Source organism: Streptomyces sp. NPDC057638, assembly GCF_042800315.1.
GTDB lineage: Bacteria > Actinomycetota > Actinomycetes > Streptomycetales > Streptomycetaceae > Streptomyces.
The window spans coordinates 1-6,300 of record NZ_JBHVHF010000387.1 but is presented as its reverse complement, the minus strand read 5'-3'; the positions used below and the strand labels follow the sequence as shown (position 1 = coordinate 6,300).

Below are 6,300 nucleotides of genomic sequence, written 5' to 3'. Positions count from 1 at the left end.
GGCCCGGTACGGCCTGCGGGTCCACGCGTCTGGTGCCGGAGTGACCCGGTCACCGGACGGTCCCCGTCCGAGGTGACGGCCCGCGGCGGAGCCCCCGGCCCTCGTGTAACGGGAGCACCCGCCGCCCCCGGCCTCGCGCGCACCCGCCGCCTCCCGGTCCCGCCCGCCCCGGCCGGTCCCTCCCGGTCCCGCGCCCGGCCGCCGCCGGAAGCACGCGCGCCGCCCGCGTGACCGGTCCGGCGCCGCGGCGCCCCGACATCCCCCGACGCCCGAAAGTGAGCACATGGCCGCCATCGAGCTGATCTCCCCGCGTTCCCCCCGGGTCGCCGCCGCACGGCGCCTCGCACGGCGGAACTTCCGCGGGAAGGAGCGGCTGTTCCTCGCCGAGGGCCCCCAGGCCGTCCGGGAGGCGGCGGGCCACCGGGTCGCCGGTCAGGCCACGCTGGTGGAGCTGTTCGCCACCCCGGAGGCCGCCGAGCGGTACGCCGGCATCATCGAGGCCGCGGACCGGGCGGGCGCCCGGACCCATCTCGCCGACGAGGCCGTGATCGCCGACATCTCGACCACCGTGACCCCGCAGGGGCTGGTGGGGGTCTGCCGCTTCGTGGACACCCCGTTCGAGGAGATCACCCGGGCCAGGCCCGCGCTGGTCGCCGTCCTCGCCAACGTCCGCGACCCCGGGAACGCCGGGACCGTGCTGCGCTGCGCCGACGCGGCCGGGGCCGACGCCGTCGTCCTCACCGACGCCTCCGTCGACCTCTACAACCCCAAGGCCGTCCGTGCCTCGGTGGGCTCCCACTTCCATCTGCCGGTCGCCGTCGGGGTCCCCGTCGAGCGGGCCGTCGAGGGGCTCAAGGCGGCCGGGGTGCGGATCCTCGCCGCCGACGGGGCGGGCGAGGACGACCTCGACGCCGAGCTGGACGCGGGCACCATGGGCGGCCCCACCGCCTGGATCTTCGGCAATGAGGCATGGGGGCTGCCGGAGGAGACCCGCGCGCTGGCCGACGCCGTGGTCCGGGTCCCGATCCATGGCCGCGCCGAGAGCCTCAACCTCGCCACCGCCGCCGCCGTGTGCCTCTACGCGTCGGCCCGCGCCCAGCGCACCCCATCCTGACCTCCGGGGCGCTGGGCACGCTGGAGGGAGTGCTGAGCGCGTCACGGGGAGGCGCACGGCGCTCACGGTGACGAGCAGGGGGGCACCGAGGGGGAGCGCCGGGCCGAGGGGGGTCCGCACGGTCCCGTTCGGCTAGTAGGGTGACGGGCTCGGGGCCCACTGAGCCGGTGGAGAGGTGGGGCGAGGGGATGACGGTCAGCACGAGCGGGACCACGGGCGCGGCCGCGCCCGCACCGCGCCCGGCCGCGCCCGCGCCCGACCCGGTCGGCCCGGTGCTGGGCATCGACCCCGACGAGCTGCCCGACGGGCTCGTGGTCGCCGACGCGGAGGGCCGCGTGATCTGCTTCAACGCCGCCGCCGTCCGGATCACCGCCGTCGAGCGCCAGGACGCCCTCGGCCTCCCGCTGGAGCGCGTCCTGCCGCTGGAGGACCTCAAGGGCCGCCGCTGGTGGCCCCTGACCGATCCGTACGGTGGTCTCGCGACCCGGGTGGGCCAGCCGGAGCGCAATCTGCTGCTCCCCGGCGGCCGGGAGGTCCTGGTCTCCGCGCGGTACGTACGGGAGCGGCCCACCGGCCCGCTGCGGCGTCTGGTGATCACCCTGCGCGGCACCGAGGCCCGCCGCCGTAACGAGCGCAGCCACGCCGAGCTGATCGCCACCGTCGCCCATGAACTGCGCTCCCCGCTGACCTCGGTCAAGGGCTTCACGGCCACCCTGCTGGCCAAGTGGGAGCGGTTCACGGACGACCAGAAGCGGCTGATGCTGGAGACCGTCGACGCCGACGCCAACCGGGTGACCCGGCTGATCGCGGAGCTGCTGGACATCTCCCGGATCGACTCCGGGCGGCTGGAGGTCCGGCGTCAGCCGGTCGACATGGCGGCGGCGGTCGGCCGCCATGTGCAGGCCCATATAGCCCATGGCCAGGGTGCCGACCGCTTTCTGGTGCGGATCCGGGACGGGCTGCCCGCGCTCTGGGCCGACCCCGACAAGATCGACCAGATCCTCGGCAACCTGCTGGAAAACGCGGTGCGCCACGGCGCCGGAACCGTCACGATCGAGGTGGCGCCCGTCGGGGGGCCCGGTGACGCCGACGGCGGCGCCGACGCGGGCGAGAGAGGCACGGCCGTCACCGTGAGCGACGAGGGTCCCGGTATCCCCGAGGAGTCGATGGGGCGCGTCTTCACCCGCTTCTGGCGGGGCAGCAAGCGCGGCGGGACCGGGCTCGGCCTCTATATCGTCAAGGGCATCGTCGAGGCCCACGGCGGCACGATCACCGTCGGCCGCGGCCCCGGCGGCGGCGCCGAATTCCGCTTTATCCTGCCCGTCGGCGCCCCGGCCTTCCTGGCCTGAGCGGCCCCGACGGGCTTCCCCGGAGAACCACCGCTCGCGCGGCCCTTAGACTCGGCGTCTGGCACCTTTGCGTCCTCAGTCGTCGAGCGGGGCCGCGGCCACCACCCAATCGGAAGCACGGGAAGAGATGTCGGCACCCAACAAGTCGTACGACCCTGTCGAGGTCGAGGCACTGAAACCGGAAGAGATCGAGCGCATGCGGGACGAGGCGCTCGCCGCCTTCGCCGCCGCGGGCGACCTCGACGCGCTCGCCGCCGCGAAGGTCGCGCACACCGGCGGCGCCTCGCCGCTGGCGCTGGCCAACCGGGAGATCGGCGCGCTGCCGCCGCAGGCGAAGGCCGAGGCCGGGAAGCGGGTCGGTCAGGCGCGTGGCGCCGTGAACAAGGCGCTGGCCGTCCGCCAGAGTGAACTGGAGGCCGAGCGTGACGCCCGGGTGCTGGTCGAGGAGGCGGTCGACGTCACCCTGCCGTACGACCGGGTCCCCGCCGGTGCCCGGCACCCGCTGACCACGCTCTCGGAGCGGATCGAGGACGTCTTCGTCGCCATGGGCTACGAGGTCGCCGAGGGCCCCGAGGCCGAGGCGGAGTGGTTCAACTTCGACGCGCTCAACATCGGCCCGGACCACCCGGCCCGGGGCGAGGCCGACACCTTCTTCGTCCAGGGCGCCGGGGGTGGGCACGACCACTCCGGTGTCGTGCTGCGCACCCACACCTCGCCGCTCCAGGCCCGCTCGATGCTGGACCGCGAGCCCCCGATCTATGTGATCTGCCCGGGCCGCGTCTACCGCACCGACGAGCTGGACGCCACCCACACCCCCGTCTTCCACCAGGTCGAGCTGCTCGCCATCGACGAGGGCCTGACCATGGCCGACCTCAAGGGCACCCTGGACCACATGGTCCAGGCGCTCTTCGGCGAGGGCGTGACGACCCGGCTGCGGCCGAACTTCTTCCCCTTCACCGAGCCGTCCGCCGAGATGGACATGGTCTGCTACGTCTGCCGGGGCGCCTCCGTCGGCAACCCCGACCGGCCCTGCCGCACCTGTTCGAGCGAGGGTTGGATCGAGCTCGGCGGCTGCGGGATGATGAATCCGAAGGTGCTGGTCGCCTGTGGTGTGGACCCCAAGAAGTACAGCGGATTCGCCTTCGGCTTCGGGATCGAGCGGATGCTGATGTTCCGCCACAACGTCGAGGACATGCGAGACATGGTCGAGGGTGACGTCCGGTTCACCCGGCCGTTCGGGATGGAGATCTGATGCGGGTCCCGCTTTCATGGCTGCGGGAGTACGTCGACCTGCCGACGACTGAGTCCGGCCGTGACGTACAGAAGAAGCTGATCGCGGCCGGTCTGGAGGTCGAGACCGTCGAGCGGGTCGGCGCCGGGCTCACCGGGCCGCTGGTGGTCGGGCGGGTCAGCTCCATCGAGGAGCTGACCGAGTTCAAGAAGCCGATCCGGCACTGCCTGGTCGACGTCGGCCAGGCCAACCAGACGGGCGAGCCGCAGGAGATCATCTGCGGCGCCCGGAACTTCGCCGTCGGCGACAAGGTCGTCGTGGCGCTCCCCGGCGCCGTGCTGCCCGGTGACTTCCGTATCGCCGAGCGCAAGACGTACGGCCGGATGTCCCGGGGCATGATCTGCTCCAGCGACGAGCTGGGCATGGGCGACGACGGCACCAAGGGCATCATCGTCCTGCCGCCGGAGTACGAGGTGGGCACCGACGCCGTCGCCCTGCTGGAGCTGTACGACGAGGTCCTCGACATCGCCGTCACCCCCGACCGCGGCTACGCCCTCTCGATCCGCGGCGTCGCCCGTGAGACCGCCACCGCCTACGGTCTGCCGCTGCGCGACCCGGCGCTGCTGGACGTCCCCGGGCCCAACGCGCACGGCTACCCCGTGACCGTCTCCGACCCGCTGGGCTGCGACCGCTTCACCGCGCGCACCGTCACCGGGCTCAACCCGGAGGCGCGCTCGCCGATCTGGCTCACCCGCCGGCTCCAGAAGGCCGGGATGCGCCCGGTCTCGCTCGCCGTCGACATCACCAACTACGTGATGCTCGAACTCGGCCAGCCGCTGCACGCCTATGACCGCGCCCTGGTGCACGGGACCATCGGCGTCCGCCGGGCCCAGGCCGGGGAGAAGCTCACCACCCTCGACGGGGTCGCCCGCGTCCTCGACGCCGAGGACCTGGTCATCACCGACGAGCGGGGCCCCATCGGCCTCGCCGGGGTGATGGGCGGCGCCCACACCGAGATCGCCGACCCCGAGGTCGACCCCGAGACCGGAGCGGTCCGGGGCACCCGTGACGTCGTCATCGAGGCCGCCCACTTCGACCCGGTCGCCATCGCCCGTACCGCGCGCCGCCACAAGCTCTCCTCGGAGGCGTCCAAGCGGTTCGAGCGCGGGGTGGACCCGCTGGCCGGTGCCGCCGCCGCCCAGCGGACCGTCGATCTGCTGACGCTGCTCGCCGGGGGCACCGCCGAGCCCGGGGTCACCCAGGTCATCGCGCCCTCCGCGCCGCGCACCGTCGCCATGCCCGCCGACCACCCCGACCGGGTCGCCGGAGTCGCCTACGGCCGCGAGACCGTGGTCCGCAGGCTCCAGGAGGTCGGCTGTGATGTGTACGGACAGGACGAGCTGGTCGTCACCATCCCGTCCTGGCGGCCCGACCTGGCCGAGCCCAACGACCTCGCCGAGGAGGTCATCCGGCTGGAGGGGTACGAGAACCTGCCCTCCACGCTGCCCAGGCCCCCCGCCGGGCGCGGTCTGACCGAGCGCCAGCGGCTGCACCGCCGGGTCGGCCGGGCGCTCTCCGGCGCGGGCTACACCGAGGCGCCGAACTACCCCTTCATCGGGGAGCGCGTCCTCGACCAGCTCGACCTCCCGGCCGACGACCCGGCGCGGAAGCTGGTCACCCTGGTGAACCCGCTCTCCGACGAGGAGCCCGCGCTGCGCTCCACGCTGCTGCCTGGCCTGCTCGGCGCGCTGCGCCGCAACGACGGGCGCGGCTCGCACGACCTCGCCCTCTTCGAGACCGGGCTGGTCTTCCACCCGTCCGGCGGCCCGAGCGCCCCGGTGGACATCCCGGTGGACCGCAGGCCCACCGAGGAGCAGATCGCCGCGCTCGACGCGGCCCTGCCCGCCCAGCCGCGCCATGCCGCCGTCGTCCTCACGGGCGCCCGTGAGCAGGCGGGCTGGTGGGGCCAGGGACGCCCGGGTGACTGGGCGGACGCCATCGAGGCGGCCCGGCTCGTCGCCCGTGAGTGCGGCGCCGAGCTGGCGGTCGAGCAGGGCCAGTACGGTCCGTGGCACCCCGGCCGCTGCGCGGTGCTCTCGGTGGTGCTCGGGGGCGTGAAGACCGTCGTCGGTCACGCCGGTGAGCTGCACCCGCGGGTCATCAAGGCGCTGGGGCTGCCGTCGCGTACCTGTGCGATGGAGCTGGACCTGGACCAGGTGATGCGGGCGGGCGAGGGCGAGCTGTCCGCGCCGCGGATCTCCACCTTCCCGGTGGCGACCCAGGACGTGGCGCTCGTGGTCGACCAGGACGTGCCCGCCGCCGCCGTGGAGCACCTGCTCCGGGTGGGCGCCGGGGAGCTGCTGGAGTCGGTCCGGCTCTTCGATGTCTTCACCGGGGAGCAGATCGGCGCGGGCAAGAAGTCGCTGGCGTACGCGCTGCGGTTCCGCGCGCCGGACCGGACGCTGACGGTGGAGGAGGCGACGGCGGCGCGTGACGCGGCGGTCGCCCTCGTCGGCGAGCACATCGGCGCGGTGCTGCGCGGCGCCTGACCTCCGGGTCGTCGTCAACGCCCGCACCACACGGATGGCCCCTCCGGTCCTCGGACC

Annotated in this window: 4 protein-coding genes; all 4 read left to right on the top strand. The window is 74.1% G+C overall.

Translation table 11 applies throughout. From position 1 onward, the window contains the following. Nucleotides 1–283: 283 nt before the first annotated feature. The 4 genes from ACFVIM_RS31530 to pheT all read left to right on the top strand — a co-directional run bounded on the left by ACFVIM_RS31530 (nt 284) and on the right by pheT (nt 6,243). Complete coding sequence (locus ACFVIM_RS31530) at nt 284–1,114, top strand: TrmH family RNA methyltransferase (RefSeq protein ID WP_384308687.1); 831 nt, start codon at nt 284–286, stop codon at nt 1,112–1,114. Nucleotides 1,115–1,302: 188 nt separating this feature from the next. Further along, nucleotides 1,303–2,463, top strand: a complete 1,161-nt coding sequence (locus ACFVIM_RS31525; protein WP_384308685.1) for an ATP-binding protein — start codon at nt 1,303–1,305, stop codon at nt 2,461–2,463. Nucleotides 2,464–2,590: 127 nt separating this feature from the next. Next, nucleotides 2,591–3,715, top strand: a complete 1,125-nt coding sequence (pheS, locus tag ACFVIM_RS31520) for a phenylalanine--tRNA ligase subunit alpha (RefSeq protein ID WP_384308683.1) — start codon at nt 2,591–2,593, stop codon at nt 3,713–3,715. Continuing rightward, on the top strand, nt 3,715–6,243 hold the full coding sequence (pheT, locus tag ACFVIM_RS31515) for a phenylalanine--tRNA ligase subunit beta (RefSeq protein ID WP_384308681.1): 2,529 nt from the start codon (nt 3,715–3,717) through the stop codon (nt 6,241–6,243). Before pheS ends, pheT begins: the two co-directional genes overlap by 1 nt. Nucleotides 6,244–6,300: the final 57 nt, after the last annotated feature.